Source organism: Desulfuromonadales bacterium, from assembly GCA_035620395.1.
Classification (GTDB): domain Bacteria; phylum Desulfobacterota; class Desulfuromonadia; order Desulfuromonadales; family DASPGW01; genus DASPGW01.
On record DASPGW010000223.1, the window covers coordinates 1 to 3,158 of the forward strand.

4 protein-coding genes are annotated in these 3,158 nt (G+C 63.7%); 1 reads left to right on the top strand and 3 read right to left on the bottom strand.

The genetic code is table 11. From position 1 onward, the window contains the following. Window positions 1-541, top strand: a 541-nt coding sequence (locus VD811_12295) for a thiamine biosynthesis protein (protein HXV21757.1), incomplete at its 5' end; no start/stop codon positions are given. Window positions 542-633: 92 nt separating this feature from the next. On the opposite strand, the gene groL is transcribed toward VD811_12295, so the two are convergent. From groL to VD811_12310, 3 genes are all read right to left on the bottom strand, one after another. Next, window positions 634-2,277 (bottom strand): chaperonin GroEL, encoded by a 1,644-nt coding sequence (gene groL, locus VD811_12300; GenBank protein HXV21758.1) that lies wholly within the window; start codon window positions 2,275-2,277, stop codon window positions 634-636. Between the two features lie 35 nt (window positions 2,278-2,312). Further along, window positions 2,313-2,603, bottom strand: a complete 291-nt coding sequence (gene groES / locus VD811_12305) for a co-chaperone GroES (protein ID HXV21759.1) — start codon at window positions 2,601-2,603, stop codon at window positions 2,313-2,315. A 307-nt stretch (window positions 2,604-2,910) separates the two neighbouring features. Then, window positions 2,911-3,158 (bottom strand): DUF507 family protein (locus tag VD811_12310; protein ID HXV21760.1); only part of this gene is annotated, 248 nt, incomplete at its 5' end.

A 3,158-nucleotide genomic window follows, 5' to 3' on the forward strand; every position in this document is an offset into this window, starting at 1 on the left:
GACGCCGATGGAGAAAGAGGGGCTGGTCGACCGCAGCCGTCTGCTCGACATTCAGGGCCGCTCCCGTCGCCGCCAGGCAGAGTTTGCCGAAGCCTGGGGGTTGACCGACTACCCTCCTTCCGGCGGCGGCTGCCTGCTCACCGAAAAGTCCTTCTCGGGTCGGCTGCGGGACCTCTTTGCGCACCAGCCGGGGGCGACCGTCACCGACGTCGAGCTGCTCAAGCTCGGCCGGCAGTTCCGCCTCTCGCCCAACGCCCGGCTGACCCTCGGCCGCGACCAGGGGAGCAATGAAAAAATCAAGGGGATCGCCAGGCCGACCGACATTCTGCTGCGCTCCGTCTCCTTCACCGGGCCCCTGGGTCTGGTCAGCGGCCGGCCCGAGGCCGCCGACCTGGAGTTGGCCGCCGCCATTGTCGCCGCCTACGGCAAGGGACAGGACGAGCCGCAGGTCGACATCCTCCTGCTGCAGGGCGACGAGCAACTCCGGCAGACGGTGGCTCCCCGGCCCCGGAAGGCCATCCAGGACCTGCGCATCGACTGACCGGCGGCCTGTTTCACGGCGCCAACGCAAAGAGCCCCCCGGCGAACGGCCGGGGGGCTCTTTGCGTTTGTTGCCGGAACGGGCAGGTCGGCTTACATCATGCCGCCCATGCCGCCCATGCCGCCCATGCCGCCGGGCATAGCCGGCATGGCCTCTTCCTTCTTCGGCGCGTCGGCCACGCAGGCCTCGGTGGTCAGCATCAGGCCGGCCACGGAGGCGGCGTTCTGCAGGGCGCTGCGGGTGACCTTGGTCGGGTCGATGATGCCGGCGGCCAGCATGTCGCCATAGGTGTCGGCGGCGGCATCGAAGCCGAAGGACCCTTTGTTGTTGATAACCTTGTCCACCACGATAGAGCCTTCATGGCCGGCATTGTTGGCGATCTGCCGCAGCGGCTCCTCGAGAGCGCGCTTGACGATGTTGACGCCGAACTGCTGCTCGCCGCCGAGTTTCATTTTTTCCAGGGCGGGGATGCAGCGCACCAGGGCGACGCCGCCGCCGGGGACGATTCCCTCCTCGACAGCCGCGCGGGTAGCGTGCAGGGCGTCCTCGACGCGGGCCTTCTTCTCCTTCATTTCGGTTTCGGTGGCAGCCCCGACCTTGACCACGGCGACGCCGCCGACCAGCTTGGCCAGGCGCTCCTGGAGCTTCTCACGGTCGTAGTCGCTCTTGGTCTCGTCGATCTGGGCGCGGATCTGCTTGACGCGGCCCTGGATGTCAGCTTCCTTGCCGGCGCCGTCGATGATGGTGGTGTTCTCCTTGTCGATGACGATGCGCTTGGCGCGGCCGAGCATGTCGAGGGTGGCGTTCTCCAGTTTGAAGCCGATCTCTTCGGAGATCACCTTGCCGCCGGTGAGGACGGCGATGTCTTCGAGCATCGCCTTGCGCCGGTCACCGAAGCCGGGGGCCTTGACGGCGGCCACGTTCAGGGTGCCGCGCAGCTTGTTGACCACCAGGGTGGCCAGCGCCTCGCCTTCGACGTCTTCGGCGATGATCAGCAGGGGACGGCCCTGCTTGGCCACCGGCTCGAGGACCGGCAGCAGATCGCGCATGTTGCTGATCTTCTTGTCGTGAATGAGGATCAGGGCGTCCTCGATGACCGTCTCCATCCGCTCGGCGTCGGTCACGAAGTAGGGGGAGAGATAACCGCGGTCGAACTGCATCCCCTCGACGGTCTCCAGGGTGGTTTCCATCGCCTTGGCTTCCTCGACGGTGATTACCCCTTCCTTGCCGACCTTTTCCATCGCCTGGGCGAGAATGTCGCCGATGGTCTTGTCGCTGTTGGCGGAGATGGTGCCGACCTGGGCGATCTCCTTGTGGTCCTTGATCGGCTTGGAGAGTTCCTTCAGCGCGGCGACGGCGGCCTCGACGGCCTTGTCGACGCCCCGTTTGATCTCCATCGGATTGTGGCCGGCGGTCACCAGCTTGATCCCTTCGCGGTAGATCGCCTGGGCCAGAACCGTAGCGGTGGTGGTGCCGTCACCGGCGATGTCGGAGGTCTTGGAAGCGACTTCCTTGACCAACTGGGCGCCCATGTTCTCGAACTTGTCCTCCAGTTCGATCTCCTTGGCGACGGTGACGCCGTCCTTGGTGATCAGCGGAGCGCCGAAGGATTTGTCGAGAATGACGTTGCGGCCCTTGGGACCGAGGGTTACCTTGACCGCGTCGGCCAGGGCATTGACCCCTTTGAGGATTTTGCTGCGGGCATCCTGCCCGAATTTGATTTCTTTGGCTGCCATGGTGCTATGTCCTCCTTGTCAGATTGGTGAATGGATTACTTTTCGATTACACCGAGGACGTCGTCCTCGCGCATCATCAGATACTCTTTGCCTTCGATCTTGATCTCGGTGCCGGCGTACTTGCCGAAGAGGATCCGGTCCCCCACCTTGACGTCCATCCCCAGCTGCTTGCCGTCCTCGGTCGTCTTCCCCTTGCCGACGGCGATGACCTTGCCCTGCTGGGGTTTCTCCTTGGCGGTGTCGGGGATGATGAGGCCCCCTGCGGTCTTGGTCTCTTCCTCTACCCTTTCGACGATGATGCGATCATGCAACGGTCTGATGTTCATGGTTCAGTTCTCCTTTCGTGATGGAACGGAATGTGTCGGGAGCAACTCCCTGTCAAAGTCCTCTGAAAACAAAACAAGGCGCCAGATCCGATTTCACGGCAACGAACCGGGCCCCTTGTCAGGGGTATTGTTAGCACTCCCGCGACGAGAGTGCTAACAGCAGGCCTAAATATAGTCAGCCCGGCAGGAAAGTCAAGGGGGATTAGCGAAAAAATTTCGATCCTTCAGGGAATAGGGGGACGGACGGGGGGAATATTTTGTAGGGGCCGGTCGCTGGCCGAAGAAACTGGATGCGGACGCAGTCCGCTCACCATTTGCGCTTCTCCATCTCCTGCCGGAAGTACTTGTCGTAGAGGATCTGCCATTCGCGGCTGCCGACGACTTTCTGCTGCCGCCGCAACTGCTCCCGCACCCGGGAATCGACCTCGTCATCGACCGACAGCAGGCGGGTGAGGGACTCCTTGGCCGTGCGCAGGGCCTCCACCTCGTCCCGGTAGTCGAGCAGGTCGTCGCGCCACAGCCCGTCGACGACCAGGTGGGCCAGGTGCGAGATGC

Coding starts and splice junctions, on each gene's coding strand:
- groL (HXV21758.1), bottom strand. CDS start 2,277: ATGGCAGCCAAAGAAATCAAATTCGGGCAGGATGCCCGCAGCAAAATC.
- groES (HXV21759.1), bottom strand. CDS start 2,603: ATGAACATCAGACCGTTGCATGATCGCATCATCGTCGAAAGGGTAGAG.